The 23851-nt window shown below is 65.5% G+C and carries 23 protein-coding genes and 2 pseudogenes; 12 read left to right on the top strand and 13 right to left on the bottom strand.

The window, feature by feature from the left end:
- The first annotated feature begins 80 nt into the window (after positions 1-80).
- Complete coding sequence (locus ON32_RS18825) at positions 81-323, top strand: MbtH family protein (protein ID WP_040792270.1); 243 nt, start codon at positions 81-83, stop codon at positions 321-323.
- 109 nt (positions 324-432) lie between these two features.
- On the opposite strand, the gene ON32_RS18820 is transcribed toward ON32_RS18825, so the two are convergent.
- Together ON32_RS18820 and ON32_RS18815 are read right to left on the bottom strand one after the other, a co-directional pair.
- Positions 433-1437 (bottom strand): hypothetical protein, encoded by a 1005-nt coding sequence (locus ON32_RS18820; RefSeq protein WP_040792269.1) that lies wholly within the window; start codon positions 1435-1437, stop codon positions 433-435.
- Between the two features lie 118 nt (positions 1438-1555).
- The gene (locus ON32_RS18815) at positions 1556-2539 is read right to left on the bottom strand and encodes an IPT/TIG domain-containing protein (protein WP_051133431.1); all 984 of its coding nucleotides are present in this window, start codon (positions 2537-2539) and stop codon (positions 1556-1558) included.
- A 507-nt stretch (positions 2540-3046) separates the two neighbouring features.
- Here ON32_RS18815 and ON32_RS18810 point away from each other — a divergent pair.
- Positions 3047-3790, top strand: a complete 744-nt coding sequence (locus ON32_RS18810) for an IPT/TIG domain-containing protein (RefSeq protein WP_040792267.1) — start codon at positions 3047-3049, stop codon at positions 3788-3790.
- A 172-nt stretch (positions 3791-3962) separates the two neighbouring features.
- Complete coding sequence (locus ON32_RS18805; protein ID WP_040792355.1) at positions 3963-5213, top strand: IPT/TIG domain-containing protein; 1251 nt, start codon at positions 3963-3965, stop codon at positions 5211-5213.
- A gap of 57 nt (positions 5214-5270) precedes the next feature.
- On the opposite strand, the gene ON32_RS18800 is transcribed toward ON32_RS18805, so the two are convergent.
- Both ON32_RS18800 and ON32_RS18795 read right to left on the bottom strand, forming a co-directional pair.
- A complete protein-coding gene (locus ON32_RS18800) occupies positions 5271-6425 on the bottom strand; it encodes a hypothetical protein (protein ID WP_040792266.1) in 1155 nt (384 codons plus the stop codon).
- 11 nt (positions 6426-6436) lie between these two features.
- Complete coding sequence (locus ON32_RS18795) at positions 6437-7363, bottom strand: metal-dependent hydrolase (RefSeq protein WP_040792265.1); 927 nt, start codon at positions 7361-7363, stop codon at positions 6437-6439.
- A 233-nt stretch (positions 7364-7596) separates the two neighbouring features.
- Between ON32_RS18795 and ON32_RS18790 the strand changes: the two genes are divergently transcribed.
- A complete protein-coding gene (locus tag ON32_RS18790) occupies positions 7597-8235 on the top strand; it encodes a TetR/AcrR family transcriptional regulator (protein WP_040792264.1) in 639 nt (212 codons plus the stop codon).
- Positions 8236-8376: 141 nt separating this feature from the next.
- Here ON32_RS18790 and ON32_RS18785 read toward each other — a convergent pair whose 3' ends face one another.
- Together ON32_RS18785 and ON32_RS18780 are read right to left on the bottom strand one after the other, a co-directional pair.
- A complete protein-coding gene (locus ON32_RS18785) occupies positions 8377-8877 on the bottom strand; it encodes a PRC-barrel domain-containing protein (protein WP_051133430.1) in 501 nt (166 codons plus the stop codon).
- A gap of 369 nt (positions 8878-9246) precedes the next feature.
- Positions 9247-9549 (bottom strand): hypothetical protein, encoded by a 303-nt coding sequence (locus ON32_RS18780; protein ID WP_157224239.1) that lies wholly within the window; start codon positions 9547-9549, stop codon positions 9247-9249.
- Positions 9550-9863: 314 nt separating this feature from the next.
- Between ON32_RS18780 and ON32_RS18775 the strand changes: the two genes are divergently transcribed.
- Complete coding sequence (locus tag ON32_RS18775; protein ID WP_083874634.1) at positions 9864-11234, top strand: YhgE/Pip domain-containing protein; 1371 nt, start codon at positions 9864-9866, stop codon at positions 11232-11234.
- Positions 11235-11339: 105 nt separating this feature from the next.
- Entirely contained in the window at positions 11340-12398 is a 1059-nt protein-coding gene (locus tag ON32_RS18770) for an FUSC family protein (RefSeq protein WP_217998082.1), read from the top strand.
- A gap of 40 nt (positions 12399-12438) precedes the next feature.
- On the opposite strand, the pseudogene ON32_RS30965 reads toward ON32_RS18770, so the two are convergent.
- Positions 12439-12900, bottom strand: a pseudogene (locus ON32_RS30965) (alpha-amylase family glycosyl hydrolase); the annotation flags it as partial.
- Positions 12901-13133: 233 nt separating this feature from the next.
- On the opposite strand from ON32_RS30965, the gene ON32_RS18760 reads away from it, so the two are divergent.
- The gene (locus ON32_RS18760) at positions 13134-13928 is read left to right on the top strand and encodes an SDR family NAD(P)-dependent oxidoreductase (RefSeq protein ID WP_040792261.1); all 795 of its coding nucleotides are present in this window, start codon (positions 13134-13136) and stop codon (positions 13926-13928) included.
- Positions 13929-13956: 28 nt separating this feature from the next.
- On the opposite strand, the gene ON32_RS18755 is transcribed toward ON32_RS18760, so the two are convergent.
- Entirely contained in the window at positions 13957-14247 is a 291-nt protein-coding gene (locus ON32_RS18755) for a hypothetical protein (RefSeq protein ID WP_040792260.1), read from the bottom strand.
- Positions 14248-14393: 146 nt separating this feature from the next.
- Positions 14394-15272 carry a sterol desaturase family protein gene (locus ON32_RS18750; RefSeq protein ID WP_040792259.1) on the bottom strand — a complete coding sequence of 293 codons (879 nt, stop codon included), beginning with the start codon at positions 15270-15272 and terminating at the stop codon, positions 14394-14396.
- An 80-nt stretch (positions 15273-15352) separates the two neighbouring features.
- Here ON32_RS18750 and ON32_RS18745 point away from each other — a divergent pair, with 80 nt between their 5' ends.
- Positions 15353-15976 carry a TetR/AcrR family transcriptional regulator gene (locus tag ON32_RS18745; protein ID WP_040792258.1) on the top strand — a complete coding sequence of 208 codons (624 nt, stop codon included), beginning with the start codon at positions 15353-15355 and terminating at the stop codon, positions 15974-15976.
- A 75-nt stretch (positions 15977-16051) separates the two neighbouring features.
- On the opposite strand, the gene ON32_RS30175 is transcribed toward ON32_RS18745, so the two are convergent.
- The 3 genes from ON32_RS30175 to ON32_RS18735 form a co-directional block, all read right to left on the bottom strand.
- On the bottom strand, positions 16052-16189 hold the full coding sequence (locus ON32_RS30175) for a CorA family divalent cation transporter (RefSeq protein WP_245551147.1): 138 nt from the start codon (positions 16187-16189) through the stop codon (positions 16052-16054).
- A 287-nt stretch (positions 16190-16476) separates the two neighbouring features.
- Positions 16477-17016: an alkylhydroperoxidase, AhpD family gene (gene ahpD, locus ON32_RS18740; protein ID WP_040792257.1), complete on the bottom strand. Its 540-nt coding sequence runs from the start codon at positions 17014-17016 to the stop codon at positions 16477-16479.
- 15 nt (positions 17017-17031) lie between these two features.
- On the bottom strand, positions 17032-17619 hold the full coding sequence (locus ON32_RS18735; RefSeq protein WP_040792256.1) for a peroxiredoxin: 588 nt from the start codon (positions 17617-17619) through the stop codon (positions 17032-17034).
- A 154-nt stretch (positions 17620-17773) separates the two neighbouring features.
- Between ON32_RS18735 and ON32_RS18730 the strand changes: the two are divergent.
- A pseudogene (locus ON32_RS18730) lies at positions 17774-18681 on the top strand (hydrogen peroxide-inducible genes activator).
- A gap of 14 nt (positions 18682-18695) precedes the next feature.
- On the opposite strand, the gene ON32_RS18725 reads toward ON32_RS18730, so the two are convergent.
- The gene (locus ON32_RS18725) at positions 18696-20105 is read right to left on the bottom strand and encodes a short-chain fatty acyl-CoA regulator family protein (protein ID WP_051133458.1); all 1410 of its coding nucleotides are present in this window, start codon (positions 20103-20105) and stop codon (positions 18696-18698) included.
- A gap of 163 nt (positions 20106-20268) precedes the next feature.
- Here ON32_RS18725 and prpD point away from each other — a divergent pair, with 163 nt between their 5' ends.
- From prpD to ON32_RS18710, 3 genes are read left to right on the top strand one after another with little or no spacing between them, the layout of a single operon-like run.
- A complete protein-coding gene (gene prpD, locus ON32_RS18720) occupies positions 20269-21774 on the top strand; it encodes a 2-methylcitrate dehydratase PrpD (protein ID WP_040792350.1) in 1506 nt (501 codons plus the stop codon).
- Positions 21771-22685: a methylisocitrate lyase gene (gene prpB, locus ON32_RS18715; protein WP_040792255.1), complete on the top strand. Its 915-nt coding sequence runs from the start codon at positions 21771-21773 to the stop codon at positions 22683-22685. The genes prpD and prpB overlap by 4 nt, the downstream gene beginning before the upstream one ends.
- Entirely contained in the window at positions 22685-23824 is a 1140-nt protein-coding gene (locus ON32_RS18710) for a bifunctional 2-methylcitrate synthase/citrate synthase (protein ID WP_040792254.1), read from the top strand. Before prpB ends, ON32_RS18710 begins: the two co-directional genes overlap by 1 nt.
- Positions 23825-23851: the final 27 nt, after the last annotated feature.

The raw sequence follows: 23851 nt of genomic DNA, 5'->3' as shown, positions 1-23851 counted from the left end.
GGATGGGGAGCCCGGGAGCGGAATGGTCGGATTCGAGTGCTTCTTCGCCCATACCCAATGACAGTTCGCAGAGAGGTGAAATGAGTACCAATCCCTTCGACGACGAAGACGGCAGATTCTTCGTCCTGATCAACAACGAGGAGCAGTATTCCCTGTGGCCGACCTTCGCCGAGGTCCCGCTGGGATGGCGGGTCGTCTTCGGGGAGGACAACCGGGCCTCCTGTATCGAGTACGTCGAGAAGAGCTGGACGGATATGCGGCCGAAGAGTTTGCGTGATGCGATGGCCGCCGACGATGCGGTCCGCCGAGCCGTGCGGTCCTGACTCGGCCGGCGGCTGCGGAGGGTTGTGCGACACCGGCTTGTCGCACAACCCTGGCTTCGCTCGTATGCCGACGCCGACAACTTTCACCGACGTCGGCATACGACCCAAGTCATCCGGTTGGTTCGACCAGCAGATGTTCCAGGCCGGTCGCCCGGTCGGAGCGCTGATGAACACCGACGACCGCCACGAACTCTCGATCACCGACACGCTGTTGTAGCGGCCGCCAGTTGTTGGCGAGATACCAGCCCGCTCCAGCGGTGCCACGCGGGCCCAGACCCGCGCAATATATCCAATACCGGTCGGGGTGTGCGTCGGGATTCGGTCGCACTCTGGCGATCATGCCGAGATTGCGGCCATCGCTCGAGTCGTAGTGTTTTCCGTCGGACAGTCGCACGTACTCCAGGTACGAGCCGTCTTCGGCGATCCGTTTTCCGATGGTGAACAGTGGGCGCTTCATGGTTTCGACATACTCGTGCGTGCAGTCGTTACTGCTCAGCCCGAAACTGATGAACGGTCGGTCGCATCGGTTCACGACTTCGTCGTCACTGTGCACCGTGGTCGGAATGGTCGGGTATCGCCCGATCAGCGAGAATACATACAGCAGTCCACGAACCTCGTTCTCCGGGACGAATTTCGTATTGTCGAGGTGGTGCCGATCCGGGTACGCCCCGTCCTTCTTCCCGAGGATGTGTTCGGGAGGAATCCCCGCTGTTCGCAGTGCGTTCACGGATTGCCCGGTCAACTCGAAGGCCGGATATACCAGAGTCGCCCCGGTGGTGATCATTTCGGTTCCGAGCAACGATTCGAGTCGGACGTCGGGTACGGGAGTGTCCACTCGATGCGATCGGCCGGTGGTCGTGGTCGGGTCGGCCCGTTGAAACAGGCCCTCGACCGTCCAACCCGGAAACATCTTCTCCAGTACCCGACAGTGATGGTCACGCGGAAGCCCCACCATGCGGCCCGACAGCCACTGGTAATACTGTGCCTTGGCGGGCCCGTATCCCGGCGGTATCGACGGATCGAGCTGTGCGGCGCACCTGTCGTATGCGGCGAGGAAATCCGGATGACTTTTGAGATGTCTTTCCTCCAGTAGAACTTTCAGTACGGTTGCCAACGAAACCCCCTTTACCCCTGCAACCTTCGTCCACAATGACGAAAATTCTGTAGTTGTTCGCTCAACCGCAAGCCGACCGGGCCGGCGTCAACTGCCGCCGGCCCGGTCGAGTCGACTCTCAGGTGTATATGAATGAGAGGTCGTTGCTCGTTCCACCCAGGGTGGTGACAGTGACCTGCGCCGTTCCGGTCCCCGCAGGAGCGACCGCCGTGACCTGGGTATCGGAATCGACGGTGAACGAGGTGGCCGGTGTTGCACCGAAGTTCACCCCGGATGCGGTGGACAGTCCCGTTCCGGTGAGAACCACCGCCGTACCACCCGCTGCCGGTCCGGAGTCGGGGGCGATACCGGTCAACACAGGTACCCCGACATAAGTGTAGGTCACACCGTTGCTGGTCCCGCCCGAACCGGTGACCGTGATCTGCACCGTGCCCGGCGATCCGGGGGGAGCGACCGCCGTGATCTGGGTCGAGGAATCGATGGTGAAAACGGTAGCGGTGTTGCCGAACCGTACGGTCAGCGGACCGATGAAGTCGGTACCGGTTATCACCACGGAGTTTCCTCCCGAGGTGGGGCCTGCGGTCGGTTCGACGGCGGTGATGGCCGGAAGAATGACATACAGGTAGGGGACGGCATTGCTGGTCCCACCCGGCCCGGTGACGGTGACCGGAACGATCCCCGTCCCGGCGGGAGCGATCGCCGTGATCTGGGTGTCGGAGTCGACGGTGAACGAGGTGGCCAGGGCGGCACCGAAAGCGACGGCGGTCGCGCCGGTGAGTCCCGAACCGGTGAGGGTGACCGTCGTTCCACCCGAGGTGGGGCCCTGGTTGGGGGAGATGCTGTTCAGGGCGGGCACCGCGATATAGGTGTAGTCGACGCCGTTGCTGGTACCTGCCGAGGTGGTGACGGTGACCTGCACCGTACCGGCCGCGCCGGCGGGAGCGATGGCCGTGATCTGGGTGGTGGAGTCGATGGTGAAGGCAGTTGCGGTACCGCCGAACCGTACGGTCAGCGGGCCGATGAAGTCGGTGCCGGTTATCGTGACGGGGGTGCCGCCCGTGGTGGGTCCGGAGGTCGGGGAGAGAGAAGTGATGGTGGGCATGGTGCGCTGCCTCCTGATGGCTACAGTGATGCTCCTCGTGCACCGGGCGATGATTGCCCGACTACTTGACCCGCTCTTTCATTAATGCCTCTGAATCGGTTGCGAGGCAATGCTTCTTGCATTCCGTTTTCGTCCGTTTTCGCCTGTACGGTCGGTGCAGAGGACGGTCGGTGCAGAGGACGGTCGCTTCGGCCGCCTCGGGGTGCGGGAGTGCCCGAACCCGCTTCGATATCGGCGCCCGGGTAATCGTTTCGGTGCGTTGCCGGCCCGGATGGTGGCGGAGGTGTCGACCGCCGCGGATCACGCTGTGTGACAGAGCGATCGGATCGAAATCCCTCAGGGTGGGGCTCCGGTGATCCGAACGGTGCTTCGGGAGAACGAAAACGGACAAAACCGGATCAATACAGGTCTTGTTGTGTGGTGTTTCCGGGAGGTTAATGGAAATCGGCGGGCCTCAAGCAAATTCGGGTCCTCACCCGAGGGAAGATCGTCCAGGAAGGCTGTTCCATGCCCATTTCTCCCAACCAGGGATCGACCGGAGGCGGAACGATCGTCACCATCACCGGTACGAATCTCGCCGATGCCATCGCTGTGCACTTCGGCTCCAAGTTGGCCACCATCACGGACAACACCCCCACCTCGGTCACGGTTGTCGCCCCGTCCGGGGCGGGCACCGTTCCGGTGACGGTGACAACTCCGGGAGGAACCAGCAACCCGCTGTCCTTCTTCTATGTCGGGGCGCCGTTCAAGGCCACCCTGTCCCCGGTCTCCGGCGCCACCGCGGGCGGTAACACGGTCACCATCACCGGAACCGGTTTGTCCACTGCCACCTCGGTGAGCTTCGGCGGTAACGCTGCCACTCCGACCGTGGTCAACGACAGCCAGTTGACCGTGACCGTGCCCGCGGGCGCGGCGGCCGGAGCGGTGGGAGTCGAGGTCACCACCGCGGGCGGCACCAACAACGGTCTGTCCTACACCTATGTCGACGAGCCGACCATCGGTACCTTGTCCCCGGATTCCGGTCCCACGGCCGGCGGCACCGCGGTGACCATTTCGGGCACCGGCCTGACAACCACCCAAACGGTCACCTTCGACGATGTTGCCGCGCCGTTCTCGGTCATCTCCGATACCTCGGTCGCCGCGGTCACCCCACCGGGAACCGCCGGTGCCGTCGACGTCGTGATCACCACCGGTGGGGGCAGTGCCACCGGGACCGACGCCTTCACCTACGTCGCCGGACCCGGTATCTGACGTCGTCCGGGCCGTGTGGCCCGCCGGCCATCGGACGACGCCGGCCCCGAGCGAGTCCATTCCTTGCTCGGGGCCGAGGCGGGCCATCCCTCACGCCGTCACTCGTCGCGGCCGAAATATTTGTCAGCGCAACCGAATCGACACCGCGGACCACTGCCGAAGGAGCATGATCATGCCTCCCACCATCACGTCCCTGTCTCCGACCTCGGGCCCCACCGCGGGGGGTAACAATGTGATCATCACCGGTAGCGGGTTCGTCGGGCCCGCGTCGGTGCTGTTCGGCGGTACCGCCACTATCTTCACCATCGATTCCCCCACCCGGATCACCGCGCTCGCTCCTCCCGGAACAGGAACGGTGCAGGTTGTCGTCACCACCCCGGAGGGCTCCAGCAACGGGGTTCCCTATACCTACGCCGGTGCTCCGTCGTTGAGCGGTGTGAGCCCGAGCCAGGGCCCCACATCGGGCGGGAACACGGTCACCTTGACCGGTGCGAATCTGGCCACCGCCACCGCGGTGCGTTTCGGTGTGACTCCGGCGGTCTCGTTCACCGTGGTCTCGGCCGGTCAGATCACCGCGACGGCTCCCCCCGGGGCGGGGACGGTGCAGGTCACGGTCACCACGCCCAGCGGCACCAGCAACGGGATTTCCTATACCTATGTCGCGGCGCCCACCCTGAGCGGTGTGAGTCCGAACCAGGGTCCCACGGCAGGTGGGAATACGGTCACCTTGACCGGTGCGAATCTGGCCGGGGCCACCATGGTGCGTTTCGGTGTGACTCCGGCGGTCTCGTTCACCGTGGTCTCGGATGGTCAGATCACCGCGACGGTCCCCGCCGGCTGTGCCGGGGTCGTCGATATCACCGTGGTCACCCCGGGCGGCAGCGGCACCCTCGCCGGCTCCTACTTCTACCTCAACACTCCTGCCTTCACCGGCATCGTCCCCGATTCGGGTCCGCTCGCGGGCGGCGATACCGTCACGCTGACCGGCACCGACCTCGTCGCGGCCACGGCGGTGCATTTCGGTGTGACTCCGGCGGCTTCGTTCACCGTGGTCTCGGCCGGTCTGATCACCGCGACAACTCCTCCCGGAACGGGGACGGTGGAGGTCACCGTCACTACCCCCGGTGGGACGAGTAACGCCATTTCCTACACCTACCTGCCCACGCCGACCGTCACGGAGTCGAATCCGGGCCAAGGCCCCACCGCCGGGGGCAATACGGTCACCTTGACCGGAAGCGCCCTCGCCCGGACGAACGCGGTGTTGTTCGGCGCCACACCCGCTGCATTCGCCGCCGTCTCCGACAACCACCTCGTCGCCGTCGCGCCTGCGGGAGCGGCCGGGCCGACCCCGATCACCGTCACCACACCCGGCGGGATCAGTGCACCGGTGACCTACACCCGAATCCCCCCTCCCGTCATCTGATCCGATCGCCCGGGTATCGATGGTCGGTTTCGAGAAATGTCGGGTGTCGAGCGGGGATCACCGGCCGGGCGCGCCGACCACTTCGCCGCCCGTTCCCGTCGCCGCGGTCCTACGGGCCGGCGCGGTGAACACCGCGAGTAGGCAGAGTATCGCGACGGCGAAACACGCCGTGGTGTACCAGAGGTTGCCGAGGGGATCACCATTGTCGGTGACACCGTCCACGGCCGCGAAGAAGTCGGGTAACGCGCTCGCCCACAGAACCGCCATGACGCCCAGGTACACCACGCCGTACCGTCGGGCGAACTCGCTGGTGTATTCCGGGTCCTCCACCGGTTCCCGGCGCAACCGCGACCATTGCCGGAACAGAATCATGATCGCCACCACCGAGACCGCGATCAGTTCCAATGCGTAGGTCACTCCCCGAACCACCGTGCTGCCCATACCGAGTACGGTCGCCGGGATCGGCAGCACGAATGTGCCCGTCGAGGCGAGCAGGCCGATCATGATGGTGCGCCAGAGCAATTCGATTCCGGAGAAGCCGCGCCCTCGATCGATGTGGCGCCCCACGAACCACTGGACGCACAGGGCCAGGGACATCGGCCACAGGGCGGCGAACACGACCACGCTGGGCAGCGGTACCGCATCGAACATGGGCTGGTTGATCGGGTTGGTGGTCGACCACTCCCACCACCGCAACTGTGGGCCGAGATGATCGAAGATCTCGTAGAACGCGTGATGCACGAAGCCGACGCAGGCGGCGCCGATGAGCACTCCGTAGCGCCGGAACACGCCGAGCATGCGCACGATGTCGAAGGAGACCGTCGCCATGAACGGATAGATCGCGATGATGTAGAGCGGCAGTCTGCCCCAGAGGAAATCGATGGTGAAGACATTGTGGGCGAACATCGTGTCCACGTGTTCTTCGATGCCGAACGCCGCGGGAAAGTACAGCGGGGGCTCGATGATGAACAGATAGGCGGTGGCGCCGAACCACAGCACCACATTGGTGGGGTCGCCGAGGCGGCGCAGTCGCGCCACGGCGTGCGCGAGCGCGAGTATCGCACCGATGACGATGGTGAGTTCGAGAACCGGCAGGGTCCAGTTCTCCAGGGTGAGAGGGCTGCGGAATTCGACGAGCCCGCCGGCCTCCTCACAGGAGAAACCGAGTTCCGTCGCGAGCCGGGCGAAGGTGGCGGAGCAATGTTCGGCCATGATTACGGCTCCTAGGACGCGGTCGTCTCAGCGGTGTACCAACGCTGGACGTCGTAGCCGGCGTCGTAGCGTTCGAACCATTCACCGGCGAGCGCGGGCAGTTTCTCGTGGGCGGGATTGTGGCGGGGCAGTTGGCTGCGGATGATGCCGGCCAGTGCGACGAGCTGTTCGCGCAGCGGTAGCACGTCGAAGGCCCGCAGCATCGGTCCGTTGTCGGCCGGCCGCAGTCCCGGAATCAGTTTGCGCAAGGTCTGCATACGTCGGTACCTGGCGAACATGGCCAGTGCGTCGACCTTGCGTTCCTCCAGCGGCACATGTTTGTTGAAGCCCGCCGAGGCCAGCTCGACGACATCGAGGACATGTTTGAAGACCGAGGGAGCCTTGCGCATTCGGTAGACGTCGCTGCCGACCACGGAGTCGAAAATGATGAGCGCGGAACTGCGATGTTCGACCTCTTCGACGAAATGCCAGATGAACAGTGATGCCACCCGATCGTCGCCGGGACGGAACAGCGCCGCATCGTTGTCGAGCATCAGCTTGAACACCGGGGTGAATGTCGCCTCCAGGTCGGCGGTGTAGGCGAGGCGATATTCGAGGGTGGTGCTGCGGGTGAGTTCGTCGAAGGCGCCGATCACTTCGTCGAGTGTTTCCTGCAACCCCGGATAGTTGCGGATGAGTCCTTTGACGTGCTGGCGGTGCGCGGTCGAGTGCTGCCCTTCCTGCCGCATGAACGCGTCGGCTTCCTCGGCCACCGCCGGATCGGTGATCAGCGGTTTGGCCTGCAGGATCATGTTCACGATCATCTTCTCGAAGCCGATCGCCAGGAACGAGACCGCATTGGCCATGCTCGAGAAGGCCGGATTCTCCGGATTCCACAGGAACGGCACGTCGTATTCGTCGAACGCGAAGTTCATCTTTCGGACTTGAAGATCGGTCACTGTTCCTACCTCGTCTGACGGATGCGGTGGGCGCTCGGCGCCGCCACGACGAAAGTAACCATACACACAACTGTCTATATGTATGATCAGTTTTCTGGTTTACATTCCATCCCGCGCCATTGGTGGAGGTGGAGCCTGTGATAGCGTCAGGGGCCCTGACCAGGAACTGGTCAGGGAGCCTTCCATGGGAAGGACGTACGGCCGGTTCGGTTTCGAGCCGAGAAAGCGGGGCGGTGGCACGCAGACGCGGATGGGGCGGCAGCCCACCGGACAGCGACGAGGAAGCGTCACGTCGGATCGTCGCCGCTGCTGTGGAACTGATCGCTCGCACGGGTTCGGAGATCGGTATCGCCGATGTGGCCGAATCCCTGGGGGTCATCCGGCAGACCGTGTACCGGTACTTCCCCAGTGCGGAAGCGCTGATGAAGGCCGCGGCCATCGCATCGGTCGACGGATTCCTCGACCGGCTCGCCGATCACGTGCGCGGTCGGACGGAGCCGGTGGACGCGATGACCGAGGCCGTGGTCTTCACCCTCACCGAGGTGCGCCGCACACCCCACCTGGGCCTGCTGCTCACCGGCAGATATCCCGACGTCCACAGCGACGGCATCACATCCGATGAGGCGAAGGCCTTCGGTATGACCATGATCCGACGTTTCGACGTCGACTGGGAGCACTACGGATACGACGACGAATCCCTACCCGAGCTCGTCGAATACATTCTGCGCACCATGCAGTCGTTCTTCATCTCGCCGGGCAACCCACCGCGCGGCGACGACGAGTTGCGGCGTTATCTGCGGCGCTGGATGGGAGCGGCGATCGTCGCGCAGACGAACGCAGGCCACGGCCTCGCCGAGCAGTCCACTCGCTGACGAGAATGTCTCTCCGTCACCCGAAACTGCAAGCACGCCGGGAGCCGGGTCATACGTAACCCCTCCGGTCCGGTCCGGAGGGGTTTTCGTGCGGGGTGCCCGGCGACGTGTGGCCGAGCGGAGCCGAGATGGACGCTCCCGTCAGCGTCGCCACTCCTCGCGCTCGGTCCCGATATCGAGCTGCTCTTCGGAACGCGGTCCGGAGGCGGGGTCGATATATTCGCCCGGGCGCGGTCGGTCCGCGCGTTCCTCCTGTCCGAGGCCACGGTTCTGCGCCGCGGTGCCGGTCTGTCCGGCCGTGGGGTTGTAATCGTCCCGACCGGTATGGCGGGGGTCCATACCGTAGTGGATCAACAACTCGTCCTCGGCCTCCGGGGTGATCAGACCGTCGCCTTCCATCCGGGGAGCGGACTTGACGGCCTCCTTGGGCACCTGCACCTGCAACCCTCCGGCCTTGTCCTCCCGCATACCGGCCCCGGACAGCGGTACCAGAGAATCCGTGCCGAACAGTCCGGTGCTGACGGCCGCCCAGGTGAGCTCTCCGGACATATTGTCGACGTAGACGCGTTTGACCTTGCCGATCTTGTCGCCGTTGGGATCGTAGACGGTGTCACCGATGATTTGTTCGGTCCGCTGGGACATGTTCTTCCTCCTCGCTTCGTGCCGCATACAGGTGTGCACGCGGATAGGTGATCCGACACCGGGAATGACAGATATCGAGTCGGTCGGTCGTGGTGAGCCGGCCCGATGTTCTCTCGGTTGTCGAGCGGGATCCGTGCCGCCCGAGTCGGCCGGGCTCTACCCGGCCCGCCGCCGAATGCGTGGTGCGCCTGTATCCGGTCGGCCGCGAAAAAGCGGTTCGACTCCACCGTGGTCACTACCCGTCGGGCTGCCGAACAAACGTGGGCACCCCCGGTGACGTGCTCGACCGAGAGTTGGAAGCCCGAACGGATCGGCGGGCGTTCCGTCGGCGAGCGCGGTGTTCGATCGGAAGGCCGGATCTCCGATTCGTCACGCGCCCATGAGACGGATTTCGTTGTCCAGTTCGGTGGCCTGCTCGGTCAGGGCCGTGGGGTCGGGGGCGTCACCGATCCGGGCCAGGAGATCGGTGCGTGAGATGACGAGCATCCCTTCGGGTTCGGCAGTGGAACCTTCGAGTCGTATCCGTCCCTCTTCGAGGACGAGGCGCGCGTTCGGCTCGTCGGCGGTCAGCAAGCGCCGCAGATCTTCCTCCGTGACGAGGGCGCGGGAGTGCGCACCGGGTTGCATCGGTGTCGAGGTGGATGTCCCGGGAGTCGTTTTGTCGGCGTTCATGGTGGCCGGTTGCCCGGACGCCGGCGGGGGAAACCCGGATCGGTTTCCCGCGTCGACGGTCGGTACCGTGAAATCGCGAATGGACCGCGACCTCGAAAGCCGGACCGTTGCCCCTGGGTGCGCTGTTTCGTCCGTCACGGCCCGTCGGATCCGGTGTCGGTAGTGCCAGTGGTCACATGTGGTATTCGAGAATTGCGTTCGGTTCGCCCCTCGGACTGTGATTCGAGAACGTACCGATATCGATGCCCGAGAATGCGGTCGGTACCGGGGCACGAGCGTCGAACCACCGACCGGCCGACCACGAGGAGTGATATATGGGAACGAAGGAACCCGAGTCCGCGTCGGGCCCGGCAGCCGAGACCGGCACCGCCGACTCCGGCCGCGACCACGCCGCGACCAGGCGGCGGCTTCGGATTCGTTCCTGGCTTTCACCCGTCGCGGTGGTCACCCTGTTGATGGCGTTACTGGCCACGACATACCTCGGTTATGTGGTACGTCCCGAGGACAACCTGCACGATTTCCCGATCGCGCTGGTGAATCGGGACGAGGGGGACAAACTCGGCGATCGGCAGCTCGATATCGGTGATCAGATCACCGAAGCGCTCATGACGAAAATTCCCGCGGACAAGATCGATCTCCGGGTGGTGGGGATCACCGAAGCGCAGAATATGCAGCGAAACGGTGATATCTACGGCGCCATCATCATTCCGAGCGACCTGACCAAGCGCCTGGCGATACTCGGTACCGCCAGTGTGGTCCCCGGTGAAGTGAGTCGACCCGTCATCACCGTGCAGACCAATCCCCGCACCGGCACCTACGCCACCCAGATCATGCTGCGCATCGCCGATCAGGCCATGGAGCAGGTCAATGCCGAGGTCGGACGGCAGCTCACCGAGACCGTCCGGGCCCAACTCGACTCCACGCCCGGCGCGTCGGCCCCCCAGTTGTCCGGAGCGAGTCGGCTGGCACTGGAAAAACCCATCGAGGTGGTCATCGACCCGTATCGGCCGCTGCCGGACGGCACCGGCGACGGTTTGTCGGCGTTCTTCTACACCCTGCTTCTACTATTGGCGGGATTCACCGGTGCGATGATCATCAACATCATGGTGGACTCGGCGCTGGGCTTCACCCCCACCGAGTACGGCCCCTGGTATGTGCACTACCCGCCCACCCCGCTGTCCCGGCTGCGCACCCTGCTGATGAAATGGGGCACGCTCGCCGTGGCCGCGCCGATCGTATCGGCGGTGTTCCTCGGCGTCACCGCGCTCCTCGACATGCCGGTCGATCGCCCACTGGCCCTGTTCCTCTACAGCACCCTGGCCATCCTCGCCGTGGGCGTTACCGCCCTGTCGGTTCTGGCGGCATTCGGCTCGGCGGGCATGCTGCTGAACCTGATCGTGTTCGTCGTTCTCGGACTGCCCTCGGCCGGTGGGACGGTACCGATCGAGGCCACCCCGAGATACCTTTCCTGGCTCGCCACCTTCGAGCCCATGCACCAGATATTCCTCGGTGTGCGCGCTGTCCTCTACTTCAACGCCCACGGCGCCTCCGGGCTGGAGCGGGGCACCTGGATGGCAGTGTTCGGGCTGGCCTTCGGCCTGATCTTCGGCGCTCTGGTCACCGCCTTCTACGACCGGAAAGGTATGACCCGCACCCCGAACCGACCCGCCCCGACCGTGGCGTAACCGATTCACCGGTCACGGGCCTCGGTCGCCGAGTGTTCTCGGCCCGGAATATCGCCCGCCCGGAAAGATCCCGAACTCGTCGTCGACATACCGGAAGGGGAGGTCTTGACCACCGGTCCGGAACAACAGCCCACCGTGCTGGAACAGATTCTGCATATCGGACCGCACGCGGGAGCGCATCGAGTGGCCGCCCGAGCCGGTATCTCGGTACTGGTTCCCTTGCTGCTCCTGCAACTTCTCGGGCACCCGGAATGGTCGATCTACGCCGTGTTCGGCGCCTTCACCTCGCTCTACGGGCGGGAGCGAGTGGACCGGCCGCGTATGGTGCTGCAGGCCACCGCAGGAACCGTCCTCTGTGTCATGGTGGTGTTGGGCGCGGTCGTGGCGATCTCCCCGGCCCGGTCGTGGCTCTCGGTTCCGATCACCACTGTGGTCGCGGTCGTGACGACCTATCTGTCGTTCCGGCAGAACTGGCATCCGCCCGGCTCGCTCTTCCCGGTTTTCGCCTTCTCGGCGGTGGCCGCCGTTCCGGGCACCCTCGCCGCCGTTCCGGTCGCCGCCGTCATCGCCGGGGGTTCGGCGCTGTTCGCCCTGGCGGTCGGCAATGCCGGCGCCCTCGTGGCCCGGGTGCGCAGGACGGCGTCGATAGCCGAACCCAACCCGCCTATCGGAGGGTCGACCGAAGGGGTGTGGCGGCAGGTGGCGCTATCCGGTATCGGTGTCGCCATCGCGGGCGGTATCGCCACCGCAAGCGATATCGGTCGCCCCTACTGGGCGATGGTCGGTGCCGTCGTGCCTCTCGCCGCCCCGACGATCACCGGTCAACTCGTGCGCGGCGCGCACCGACTGATCGGCACCTTCATCGGGCTCGGGCTGTCCTTCGCGGTGCTGGCTCCCGACCTGTCCGATCTGACGTTGGTGCTCGTCGCCACGGTGCTGCAGGTGGGGGCGGAGCTGTTCGTCGGCCGCAACTATGCCCTCGCGCTGGTCTTCGTCACCCCTTTGGCCCTGCTCATGACCGCCTTCGGCGCCCCCACCCCGGTGGGTGAGCTGGTATTCGAGCGTGGACTCGAAACCCTGATCGGTGTCGTCGTCGGCCTGTTGGTGGGGCTTGCGGGGCGCTGGGTGTGGGAACGTGGTCGGCCGAGTGGCCACGCCCCGTGAATCGAGGCGGGCGCCCACGACCACGGCCCGCGCCGAGTGCCGGATGGTGGGCGCGCAGGTGTAATGCGGCGCGGTAGAGGGTGAGCATCGAGTTCGGATCCGACTCTTGGCGTTCGACCGTCCGCAAGGCCCAATGTCGAGGTTGCGGTAGCCAGGGGCGCGTATCGCCGGGCCCGAACCCGAACGGTGGCCGAGTGCCCCGCCACGGTAGCGGCACACGACAGCCGTCCCGGCCGCGCACCGTATGCCCGGAACGCTGCCAGGTGGGGTCCTGGAGTGCCTCCTCGGGAAGATCTTCGAGCTCTTCCGGACCGAGTTCCTCACCCCGATAGAGGTAGACCCCGCCGGACAGCGCGAGCATCAGTAGCAATGCCGCCCACGCGCGCCGCAGTCCAAACACCCGATCGACGGGTTCGGGCGATTGAAGCCGCGATCCCTCTCCCCGGGTGCACGGCCGCCCGTACCGGGTGACATGCCGGGTGGTGTCGTGACCGGAGAGCACCCAGGTGGGCGGCGCGCCGACCGCGTCACCGTCGCTGTCGGCGAAACTGCGGATATAGATCCGATAGATCACTTGATAGATCACCGCATGGCGCCACCAGCGAGTATCGGCAGATACCGTCCGCGTTCTCCTCCCGACCCCGCTTCATGGTGGACAATCCGATCACGGTGGCCGTAATCGGAAAGAACACCGACACCGGGCATGACCCGCGCGGTCCGGGGTAGCCGCGGGACATGACCGACACACGCCCACTCGCCCTGGTTACGGGCGCTTCGCGCGGCATCGGCCGCGAACTGGCCGAGGCCTTCGTCGAACGTGGTTTCGATGTGGTGATGGCCGCCGAGGACGCGGCGATCGAGGAGGCCGCCGATTCGGTTCGCCGGCCCGGTGTCGAGGTGCGGGCCGTTCAGGTGGACCTGCGCACCCCGGAAGGGGTGGAACAGCTGTATTCGGCTGCGACGGAGGACGAGCGTCCGCTCGACGCCGTGGCGTTGAACGCCGGGGTGGGACGCGGTGGCGCGTTCACCGAGACCGACCTCGACGACGAACTGGACATCATCGCGCTCAATGTGCGCTCCACGGTGCATCTGACCAAACTGGTGCTCGGCGATATGGTGCGCCGGGACGCCGGCGGATTGCTGTTCACCTCCTCGGTTGCTGCGATGATGCCGGGCGCTCGCCAGGCCGTGTACCACGCCTCGAAATCGTTCGTGCAGTCTTTCGCCGAAGCCCTGCGCGCGGAGGTCCGCGAAACCGGGGTGAACATCACCGCATTGATGCCGGGCCCCACCGACACCGATTTCTTCCGCCGCGCCGGGGTGCTGCACACCCCCGTCGGTCGCGGACCCAAAGAGGATCCCGCGCGGGTGGCCCGCCAGGGCGTCGACGCGCTGTTGAAGGACAAACAGAAGGTGGTGGGCGGATCGCTGGGCACCCGGGCGATGTCCACCGTCGCGCATGTGCTGCCGGACTCGGTGAAGGCCGGCGCGAGCCGGGTGATGGCGGCCGCGCTTCCGCACCGGTCCTGATACCGCCGGGACACGCGGTATAGCGGCGTCAGTCCACGTGCGCCCGATACCTGGCCACCGCTTCCTCGACGTCGCTGTCGTCGCCGGCGTCGGAGTCCAGGGATTCCACCGCGCGGAGCACACTCGCGACCTTGTCCATACGCCGCTCGACCTGGGTGCGATAGGAGTCGATCGCGGCGATGATCTCATCGATCTCGGTCGCTACATCCGCCGCGCCCAGTTCGGCGAGCCGCTCGCGCACGGCGGTCAGCTCGTCGTCGAGGCCGAGTAGCTCCTCGGGATCCCGCCGGTACAGGTAGTTGTAACGTCCGCCCGTCATTCGGACTCCTCCTCGTCGTCGTGCTGCGCGGCCGTCGTGATGTGCGATCGCCTCGGCTCCTGTGGGGAGTGAGGTGATCCGCTCGGTCGGTCCTGTGCGCGGTATACCCACCTGCCGGGGTATCACCCGCTACCGATGCGAGGTGCTCACTGTCGTTCGCCGACGGCGGGAGTCGGGGTCGCCCGGTCGTCGGGCTGCCAGCCGGGAGGACCGAAGGTGTAGCCGAGCCAATCGCGTACGCGCCGGGTGGAGCGCAGGTCACGCCACAGTGCGCCGAATTGGTAGTACTGGAGGGTGAGGATATCGGTGCTGTCGATGTTCTTGGTGAGTCCGTAGGTGGGGCGGAAGGTTTCGGCTCGGAAGGTGCCGAACATGCGGTCCCAGAGGATGAGGATGCCGCCGTAGTTCTTGTCCAGGTATTCCGGATTGCTGGCATGGTGCACCCGGTGATGCGAGGGGGTGTTGAACACGAACTCGAACCAGCGCGGCAGGGTCCCGATGGTTTCGGTGTGCACCCAGAACTGGTAGATCAGGTTGAACGACCACGCGGTGAAGACCATCCACGGGGGCACCCCCAGCAGGGGGAGAGGCGCCCAGAACAGCAGTTCGAACCAGGGATTCCACTTCTGTCGCAGCGCGGTCGCGTAGTTGAAATACCGACTGTTGTGGTGGACCTGATGTGCGGCCCAGACCAGTCGCACGCGGTGGGACACCCGGTGGTAGAGGTACCAGAGCAGGTCCACCCCCACCATGACGGTGAGCCACGACAGCGGGTTGCGCGGGTCGAGCTGCCAGGGTGCGTGGACATACAGCACGCCATAGGCGATGAGCGCCACGAATTTGGCCGCGCCGCTGATGAACACCGATACCAAGCCCATGATCAGGCTGTTGCGCGCATCGACCTTCTCGTAGCCGGTTCGGTCGTCGTCGTGTCCGCGCAGCGCCGCGATCTCGAGCACCATGGCCAGCACGAAGAACGGGATGGCATAGGTCACCGGTTGGTTGATCTGCTCCCACAGGGACATGGCCCGCGTACCTCTTCTACCCGTGTGATGTGACCCTACGGTCACTTCGGTGGAAGTGACCGTAGGGTAAGTTCAAGGTCATGTCAACGGCCGCGGGTCTGGGAACCAAGGGCATGCCTTCCGACGATCGCCGCCAAGAAATCCTGGCCGCGGCCCTGCGTGAGTTCGCCGAGTGCGGTTTCGCGGGAGGATCCATGCTCTCCATCGCGACCCGGGCAGGCATCTCCAAGGCGCTGGTGTATCAGCACTTCCCCTCGAAAGAGCAGCTGTACGCCGAATGCCTGACCCACGTGGGCGAGCCGCTGCTCGAGCGGCTGGATCGCGAGATGGACAGTGGGGCAATGCCGTTCGCGGTGCCGGCCAATGCGCTCCACGGCATCTTCGACACCCTCGGTCCGGATCGCACCGCCTGGCGCGTCGTGCACGACCCCACCGCGCCCGACACCGGTGCCGTGGGGGAACTGGTTCGGGCCTACCGCAAACGGATCGCCGACCACGCCCTGTCGGGTGTGCGCCGGTTCCTGCACGCGCTCGGCGATACCGACGACCGCGATATCGACGCCCTCGCCCGTATCTGGACCGCGATCGTGGACGCCATCATGGCATGGGCCCGCGAACATCCGGAGGAGTCGGCCGACGAACTCACCCGCCGCTTCACCCGCCTCATCGACACCGTGTTCTCCGTGGGGTCGTCGGCTCGCTGAATCGGTTCGCCCGATACCGGTCGGGAGGCCACAGCCGGCCGTTGCGGCGAAACAGGACGGCCGGTCCACCGCAGATCAGGACCATGACGACCGGAACGGTGGGATACCCCAGGTCTGTTTCGGTTCGGGCATGTGGCCGAAGTTCGTTCCGTAGATGCCGGCGATCAGGGTTGGCTCCGCGGCGAGCGCGACGGGTGCGGAGATCTTGCGCATATCGGTGTTCTGACGCACGGCGATGCGGGCCGGGGTGGCGTCGATAATGGCGCAATCAGTGGTGCCGCCGAACGTCGCAACTCGAAGATCTCGCGTTCGAGTTGGTAGATCGCTTCGACGTCGAGTGGTGGCCGAGGTGTGAACACCTCGACCGCTTCCTGTATCTGTCGTCGGGGCGGAAGGCTCGGATAAAAAAGACCACCGCGCGGTGGAAACCCGTTGTCGGGTTCGCACCGCGCGGTGGTCGCCGGATATGGCCCGCACTCGTCGTGCGGGATGGCCGAAGGTCAGACCGAAGCGGTTTCCAGCGCCTCGTTGGCCTGCACGGCCTGGCCGACACCGGCCACGATCGCCGCCGCGCGCAGCGCCTCGAAGATCACCTCACGCGATACGCCCGCTTCTCGCAGCGTGTGCTCGTGTGCCTCCAGGCAGTGCTGACAGCCGTTGATCGAGGACACGGCAAAGGACCAGAGCTCGAAATCGACCTTGTCGACGCCCGGGGAGCCGATGATCTGCATGCGCAGACCGGCCCGCAGATCGTCGTAGCGGCCGCCCAGGAACGCCTTGCCCCGGTAGAACACATTGTTCATACCCATGATCGAGGCGGCGCCGAGCGCGGCGTTGTACGCCTCGGCGGACAGGATGTCGGCGGCCTCTTCCGCGATCTCGCGCAGGGTGGTCGCAGAACGGGTGGCGGCGGCGGTGGCCAACAGGGTGCCCCACAGCTGCTGCTCGTTCAGCACGGTGGTCCGGGCGAGCGAGGAGAGGTTGAGCTTCAGATCCTTGGCATACTCGGGTAGCGAGTTCTTCAGATTATCGATACTCACGAATTACCTTCGTTCTCAGACGCTTGCGGACAGTAGCTCGGCGGCGTTGATGGTCGGGTCGCCCTTCTTCCAGTTGCACGCGCACAGCTCATCGGACTGCAGGGCGTCCAGCACCCGCAGCACCTCGTCGACATTGCGTCCGACCGAACCCGCGGTGACCGAGACGAACTGGATCTCGTTGTTGGGGTCGACGATGAAGGTGGCGCGGTCGGCGACACCGTCGGCATTGAGGACGCCGGTGGCGGTGACCAGTTCGCGCTTCAGGTCCGACAGCATCGGGAAGGGGAGGGTCTTCAGGTCCTCGTGCTGGGCCCGCCACTGGAAGTGGACGAACTCGTTGTCGACGGAGACGCCGAGCACTTGGGCGTCACGGTCGGCGAATTCGTCGTTCAGCTTGCCGAAAGCGGCGATCTCGGTCGGGCACACGAAGGTGAAGTCCTTCGGCCAGAAGAACACGATCCGCCACTTGCCCGGGTGGTCGTTGCTGGTGACGCGAGTGAAGTAGTCGTCCGGCTGCTGAGCGTCGATCTTGGACAGATCACCGCCGATCACCGCGGTGAGGTCGTAGGCGGGGAACTGGTCGCCGATGGTCAGCAGGGGCATGCCCGAATCTCCTTCGTTGTCCGTTGTCTGTTTCGGTGGTACCGACGCGGTCGGTGACCGGCCGGTGGGGAAGTTCTGCCTGGATAGTTCTACCTAGATATTGCCGAAGAATCGCCAAAAGGCAAAGGTGATTAGCTGCACTACACTAATAGGTATGCCCGATCAGTCTTATCAGCCGACCCTCTCACAGCTGCGTGCCTTCGTTGCCGTCGCCGAATACCGGCACTTCGGCACGGCGGCGGCTCGTCTCGATGTGAGTCAGCCCACACTATCGCAGGCGCTGGCCGCATTGGAAAACGGCCTCGGTTTGCAACTGATCGAGCGCAGCACCCGGCGGGTATTGGTGACCGCGGCGGGTGCGCGGCTGCTGCCCGCGGCGACTGCCACGCTGGAAGCGGCGGACCGATTCCTGGCCTCGGCCACCGGTGACACCCTCGGCGGCGTGCTCCGGATGGGAATCATCCCAACCGTCGCCCCGTACATCCTTCCGTCGCTGTTGCCCACCCTACACGCAAACTTCCCGCGCTGACCCCGCAGATCGTCGAGGACAAAACCGCCCGCCTGCTGGACGAACTGCGCGCGGGAGTGCTCGATGTCGCGGTGCTCGCCTTGCCCACCGAATCGTCGGGTCTGGCCGAGATTCCGCTCTACACCGAGGAATTCGTACTGGTCGTCCCCGCCGGTCACGAGCTCGCCGGCCGCACCGATATCGAACCGAGCGCTTTGAACACGCTACCGATGCTGCTCCTGGACGAGGGGCACTGCCTCCGCGCCCAGACCCTGGAACTGTGCCGCTCCGCGGATATCCACCCGGGCGCGGTCGGCGATACCCGTGCCGCCTCGCTGTCGACCGTGGTGCAGTGCGTCGCCGGTGGACTCGGCGTCACCCTGATCCCCGAGATGGCGGTCGCGGCCGAAACCACGGGCGGCGCCCTCGAAACCGCGCGTTTCGCCGCCCCCGCGCCCGGACGCACCCTCGGCCTGGTGTTCCGCACCTCTACCGCCCGTGCCGACGACTACGCCTACCTCGCCGAGATCATCCGTACCCAGCGTCCGTTCTGATCCGGTCCGATCGCTCAGGCGAGCGGTGTGTAGGGGACCGGTGCCGACCGGTCCGGGTCCACCCGAACCGGTCGACCCAACTGGGGGAACGCGCGTTGCGCGCAGTCGATGCGTTCGCACACCTTGCAGCCGGGACCGATGGGAACCGCGGCACCGGGATCGTCCACCGGCAGGCCGTGGGAATACACCAGCTTGTCGGCGTAGGCGATATCGCAGCCGAGACCGACGGCGAACTCGCGGGTGGGCGTGAGATAACCGGGAGCGCTTTCGCCGGTGGTGCGGGCCAACCAGAGGTAGCGCCGGCCGTCGGGCATCTCGGCGATCTGGGTGCGGATACGACCGGGGGTGGCGAAGGCATCGTGCACCACCCACAGGGGGCAGCTGCCGCCGACCCGCGAGAAGTGGAAGGCGGTGGCGGACTGGCGTTTGGAGATATTGCCCGCCCGGTCGGTGCGAACGAAGAAGAACGGAACCCCCCGACTGCCGGGGCGTTGCAGGGTGGACAATCGGTGGCACACCGTTTCGAAGCCCACCTCGAACTGCGCCGAGAGCAGGTCGATGTCGTAGCGCAGATTCTCGGCGGCGGCGAGGAACCGTCGATACGGCAGCACCAGCGCGCCGGCGAAATAGTTGGCCAGCCCGATCCGCAGCAGTCCTCGGGATTCGGCGGGTAGCGAATCGGCGCGCGCCAACAGATCGTCCAGGGTGTCGCCCTGGGCGAGGAAGGCGAGCTGGGTGGCGAGTTGGAAGGCGCGTTGGCCGGGAGAGAGCCGGCGGGCGAGGGTGATGATCCGATCGGCGGGGTCGAAAATCCGTTTGGGTCCGGGGCGATTCGGATCGTCGGTGCGGATGCGCACCGCTATACCGTGCTGCTCACGCAGCAACCGGGCCAATTGCAGATCGAGTCCGCCGAGGGTGAGGCGATTGCGGTCGAAGAGCTCCTCGGCCGCGATATCCAATTCCGGAATATGGTTGCGGTGGTCGTAGAAATAGTCCCGCACATCCTCGTACGGCATGGTGATGCCGGTATCGGTCGTGGGTGTCTCGATTTCGGCGGAAAGGCGTTCCAGTTGTTCGGTGGCGCCGCGCAGCCGCCGATGCAGACCGATCAGCACGCGCGCGGCCGTGGGCACACGGGAGACGAGCTCGTTGAGTTCGCCGGTGGTGAGACCGGCGCCGTCGGGGTCCTCGACGAAGACCTCCTGCAGGTCGGCCAACAGCCGGGCGTCGGCATCGGTGGCGAAAAACCCCATATCGAGATCGAAGGCCTCGTTGAGACGCATCAGCACCGGGACGGTGAGGGGACGTTGGTCGTGCTCCAGCTGGTTGACGTAGCTGACCGAGAGCCCGAGCGCTTTCGCCATGGCCGATTGGGAGAGTCCGTGTCGTTCGCGCAGACCGCGCAACCGCCCGCCGGCATACATCTTCCGCACGTCCACAACCTAGCACGCACCATTTCCGCAACTTTTACAAACTCAAGGTCCTGTTTCCGCAAAATTAGGCAATTGTGAGGTATTCCGGTCGAATCTTCTCGCGATTAGCGTGCGAATGAAGCGAAATTCGCAACAACTGTCGGAGGACCGGAACGTGAAAAATCATCTCGTCCGAACCCATCGTTCGGCGGAACACTTCCCGCGCGAGCAGCATTTGGCGTGGCGGATCGCGGAGGTGGCGACCGACTCGGTCGAGGTGCCCCTGGAGACCGAGGAGATGATCGTCAACCGGATCATCGACAATGCGGCCGTCGCCGCGGCGGCACTGACCCGCCGCCCCGTCGCCAATGCCCGCGCCCAGGCAATGGCTCACCCGTATCGGCCGGGAGCGACCGTATTCGGGGTGGAAGGTCGCTTCTCCCCGGAGTGGGCGGCCTGGGCCAATGGGGTCGCAGTACGGGAACTGGACTTCCACGACACCTTCCTGGCGGCGGAATACTCACATCCGGGGGACAACATCCCGCCCATCCTGGCGGTCGCCCAACACACGGGCCGATCCGGACACGAGCTGATCCGGGGCCTGGCCACCGGGTACGAGATCCAGGTCGACCTGGTACGCGCGATCTGCCTGCACGAACACAAGATCGACCATGTGGCCCACCTCGGGCCGTCGGCCGCCGCCGGTATCGGCACACTGCTCGGCCTCGACACCGAAACCATCTATCAGGCCATCGGCCAGGCCCTGCACACCACCACCGCCACCCGTCAATCCCGCAAGGGCGAGATCTCGAGCTGGAAGGCCTACGCCCCGGCGTTCGCCGGGAAGATGGCGGTGGAGGCCGTCGACCGGACAATGCGCGGTGAAGGCGCGCCGGCGCCGATCTGGGAAGGCGAGGACGGGGTGATCGCCTGGTTGCTCGGCGGGCCGGAAGCCGAGTACTCGGTGCCGCTGCCCGGCCCCGGAGAGGCCAAACGCGCCATTCTGGACACCTACACCAAGGAACATTCGGCGGAATACCAGAGCCAGGCCCCCATCGATCTGGCCCGCCGACTCCGCGACCGGATCGGCGACCTCGACCAGGTCGCCTCGATCGTTCTGCACACCAGCCATCACACGCATGTGGTGATCGGCACCGGATCCAACGACCCGCAGAAATTCGATCCCATGGCCTCGCGGGAGACCCTGGACCACTCGGTCCCTTATATCTTCGCCGTCGCCCTCCAGGACGGCACCTGGCATCACGAGCGTTCCTACGCACCGGAGCGGGCCCGGCGCCCGGACACGGTGGAGTTGTGGCGCAAGATCTCCACCGCCGAGGACCCGGAATGGACCCGCCGCTATCACTCCGTCGACCCGAACGACAAGGCGTTCGGGGCGCGCGCCGAGGTCACCCTGAAAAGCGGTGAGGTGATCGTCGACGAACTTGCGGTCGCCGACGCGCATCCCCTGGGCGCCCGACCCTTCGCCCGCGAGCAGTACATCGCGAAGTTCCGCACCCTGGCCGACGGGGTCGTCGACCTCTCCGAGCAGGACCGGTTCCTGGAGGTCGCGCAGCGCACGGCCGATCTGACACCCGACGAGCTGTGCGAGCTGAACCTCACCGTCTCGCCGGATGTGCTCGCTCGCTCGCCTCACACCCCGAAAGGGCTGTTCCGATGACCGGTCTGCTCGCGGCATCCACATCGGCGGCGGACAAGCGCGCCGCCTTCCGCGCCGGCCTGGAATCCGGCCGCATCCAACGCTTCCCGGGCGCGTTCAACCCGCTGGTTGCCATGCTGATCGAGGAGATCGGATTCGAGGGCGTCTATGTCTCCGGCGCGGTCCTGTCCGCCGACCTCGGATTACCGGATATCGGGCTGACCACGCTGACCGAGGTATCCGAACGCGGTCACCGGATCGCGCGGGTCACCGACCTTCCGGTGCTCATCGACGCCGACACCGGTTTCGGCGAACCGATGAACGCCGCGCGCACGGTCACCGTGCTCGAGGACGCCGGAATCGCCGGCTGCCATCTCGAGGATCAGGTGAACCCCAAACGGTGCGGTCACCTGGACGGTAAGGCCGTGGTACCCACCACCGAGATGGTGCGTCGCCTGGCGGCCGCCGTTTCGGCCCGCCGCGACCCGAATTTCGTGATCTGCGCGCGAACCGACGCCGCCGGCATCGAAGGTATCGATGCGGCGATCGAGCGGGCGAAGGCCTACGCCGACGCGGGCGCGGACCTGATCTTCACCGAGGCCCTGCGCACACCTGCGGAGTTCGAGAAATTCCGGTCCGCGGTATCGACCCCACTGCTGGCGAATATGACCGAGTTCGGCAAATCGGAGCTGATCCCGGCCGCGACCTTGGAATCCATCGGCTACAACGCCGTGATCTATCCCGTGTCCACCCTGCGGTTGGCGATGTTCGCCACGGAAGCGGGCCTGCGCGAGATCTTCGAACAGGGCACCCAGGCGGGGCTGCTGGACCGCATGCAACGCCGAAGCCGCCTCTACGAGCTGCTGCGGTACGAGCGCTACAACGAATTCGATTCCGAAATCTTCGATTTCACCCTGGGAAGGAACCAGTGATGACGGAGACCGCGCTCCCGACCATCCGCAAGGGGTTGGCGGGTGTCGTCGTCGACACCACCGCGATCTCGAAGGTGGTGCCCGAAACCAATTCCCTCACCTATCGGGGATATCCCGTCCAGGACCTGGCCGCGCACTGCTCCTTCGAACAGGTGGCCTACCTGCTCTGGTACGGCGAGCTGCCCGGTCACGCCGAACTGGAACGCTTCTGTCAACGCGAACGCGCCTTCAGGCGGGTCGACCGGTCGCTGCTGTCGCTGGTGGCGAAACTACCCGACAACTGCCATCCCATGGACGTGGTGCGCACCGCGATCAGCTATCTCGGCGCCGAGGACCCGGCCGAGGACGACAATTCCCCGAAATCCAACCGCGCCAAGGCCTTACGAATGTTTGCGGTACTGCCCACCATCGTCGCGGCCGATCACCGCCGCCGCCACGGCCTGGACCCCATCGCGCCCCACTCGCACCTGGGTTATGCCGAGAACTTCCTGAACATGTGTTTCGGCAAGGTGCCGGCGCCGGAGCTGGTGAAAGCGTTCGAGGTGTCGTTGATCCTCTACGCCGAACACAGTTTCAACGCCTCCACCTTCGCCGCCCGAGTGGTCACCTCCACCCTGTCGGATATCTACAGCGCTGTCACCGCCGCCATCGGCGCCCTCAAGGGCCCGCTGCACGGCGGTGCGAACGAGGCGGTCATGCGGAACATGCTCGAGATCGGCGATCCCGCACGGGCCGAACAGTGGGTACGCGACAAACTGGCCCGGAAGGAGAAGATCATGGGCTTCGGCCACCGGGTCTACAAGAACGGCGACTCCCGGGTGCCGACCATGAAGAAAGCGTTCCTGGACATCGCCGCCGCCACCGACGGATACCGGTGGGTGCGCATGTACGACACCCTGGAACGCACCATGGCCGAGACCACCGGGATCGCGCCGAACCTCGATTTCCCCACCGGTCCCGCCTACTATCTGCTGGGTTTCGCCATCGAGACGTTCACCCCCATCTTCGTCATGAGCCGTGTCACCGGATGGACCGCCCACATCGTCGAACAGAGCGAATCCAATGCGCTGATCCGTCCGTTGAGCGAATACGTCGGTGTACCACAGCGATCGGTGATCGCCCCGGGCGGCGGCCGGTAACCGGACCGGTGGTGTCACCGTTTCGGC

The sequence above is a fragment of the Nocardia paucivorans NBRC 100373 genome (genome assembly GCF_000308675.1).
Taxonomy (GTDB): domain Bacteria; phylum Actinomycetota; class Actinomycetes; order Mycobacteriales; family Mycobacteriaceae; genus Nocardia; species Nocardia paucivorans.
The sequence above is the reverse complement of the archived record's forward strand: the minus strand, read 5'-3'. Positions and strand labels throughout refer to the sequence as shown.

Coding starts and splice junctions, on each gene's coding strand:
- ON32_RS18825 (WP_040792270.1), top strand. CDS start 81: ATGAGTACCAATCCCTTCGACGACGAAGACGGCAGATTCTTCGTCCTG.
- ON32_RS18815 (WP_051133431.1), bottom strand. CDS start 2,539: ATGCCCACCATCACTTCTCTCTCCCCGACCTCCGGACCCACCACGGGC.
- ON32_RS18810 (WP_040792267.1), top strand. CDS start 3,047: ATGCCCATTTCTCCCAACCAGGGATCGACCGGAGGCGGAACGATCGTC.
- ON32_RS18805 (WP_040792355.1), top strand. CDS start 3,963: ATGCCTCCCACCATCACGTCCCTGTCTCCGACCTCGGGCCCCACCGCG.
- ON32_RS18800 (WP_040792266.1), bottom strand. CDS start 6,425: ATGGCCGAACATTGCTCCGCCACCTTCGCCCGGCTCGCGACGGAACTC.
- ON32_RS18785 (WP_051133430.1), bottom strand. CDS start 8,877: ATGTCCCAGCGGACCGAACAAATCATCGGTGACACCGTCTACGATCCC.
- ON32_RS18780 (WP_157224239.1), bottom strand. CDS start 9,549: ATGAACGCCGACAAAACGACTCCCGGGACATCCACCTCGACACCGATG.
- ON32_RS18775 (WP_083874634.1), top strand. CDS start 9,864: ATGGGAACGAAGGAACCCGAGTCCGCGTCGGGCCCGGCAGCCGAGACC.
- ON32_RS18760 (WP_040792261.1), top strand. CDS start 13,134: ATGACCGACACACGCCCACTCGCCCTGGTTACGGGCGCTTCGCGCGGC.
- ON32_RS18755 (WP_040792260.1), bottom strand. CDS start 14,247: ATGACGGGCGGACGTTACAACTACCTGTACCGGCGGGATCCCGAGGAG.
- ON32_RS18750 (WP_040792259.1), bottom strand. CDS start 15,272: ATGTCCCTGTGGGAGCAGATCAACCAACCGGTGACCTATGCCATCCCG.
- ON32_RS18745 (WP_040792258.1), top strand. CDS start 15,353: ATGTCAACGGCCGCGGGTCTGGGAACCAAGGGCATGCCTTCCGACGAT.
- ON32_RS30175 (WP_245551147.1), bottom strand. CDS start 16,189: ATGCGCAAGATCTCCGCACCCGTCGCGCTCGCCGCGGAGCCAACCCTG.
- ON32_RS18735 (WP_040792256.1), bottom strand. CDS start 17,619: ATGCCCCTGCTGACCATCGGCGACCAGTTCCCCGCCTACGACCTCACC.
- ON32_RS18725 (WP_051133458.1), bottom strand. CDS start 20,105: ATGTATGCCGGCGGGCGGTTGCGCGGTCTGCGCGAACGACACGGACTC.
- prpB (WP_040792255.1), top strand. CDS start 21,771: ATGACCGGTCTGCTCGCGGCATCCACATCGGCGGCGGACAAGCGCGCC.
- ON32_RS18710 (WP_040792254.1), top strand. CDS start 22,685: ATGACGGAGACCGCGCTCCCGACCATCCGCAAGGGGTTGGCGGGTGTC.